The following is a 650-nucleotide window of genomic DNA, read 5'->3' as shown; positions in this document are numbered from 1 at the left end:
CATCAACTCGAAGACTTGCAGCATGTCGTAGGACTTGTCGAGCTTGGGCAGCATGTCATAGCCGAAGTTGTTATCGGCCGATGCGTTGTCGCCCCACCACGACTTCATAAAGCTCACATAGAACGCGCGATAGTTCTTCCAGTAACTCAACTGATTGGGACGCAAAGGCTGCGTTGCGCGCTTCTTGATGTACTCTTCGTAGTCCTGCTCGCCTTCCATCGGCAAGGTCATGTAGCCGGGCAAGAGATTCGACATCAGGCCGAGATCGGTCAGGCCTTGAATGTTCGAATGTCCGCGCAGCGCATTCATCCCGCCGCCCGCGATGCCGATATTCCCCAGCAGCAATTGCACCATCGCGCCGGTGCGAATCATCTGCGCGCCGACCGAATGATGCGTCCAGCCGAGCGCATACAAAATGGTCCCTGCACGATTCGGCGATGCCGTCGACGCCAACATTTCGCATACCTTGAGAAACTTCTCTTTCGGCGTGCCGCAGACGCGCTGGACCATCTCCGGCGTGTACGTCGAATAATGCTGTTTCAGCAGGTTGTAGACGCAGCGAGGATCTTGCAAAGTCGGATCGACTTTCACGAAGCCGTCGTCGCCTCGCTCGTAGTCCCAGCTCGTCTTGTCGTACTTGCGATGCGCTT

General features: G+C 56.3%; 1 pseudogene. It reads right to left on the bottom strand.

Annotated elements, in window-relative coordinates:
• Positions 1-650: pseudogene (locus P7F28_RS10130) on the bottom strand (molybdopterin-dependent oxidoreductase); the annotation flags it as partial.

This window comes from Caballeronia sp. BR00000012568055 (assembly GCF_029439455.1).
In the GTDB taxonomy this organism is placed as follows: Bacteria; Pseudomonadota; Gammaproteobacteria; order Burkholderiales; family Burkholderiaceae; genus Caballeronia.
Note: the sequence above shows the minus strand (reverse complement) of the source record. Positions and strands in the feature narration are given on the sequence as shown.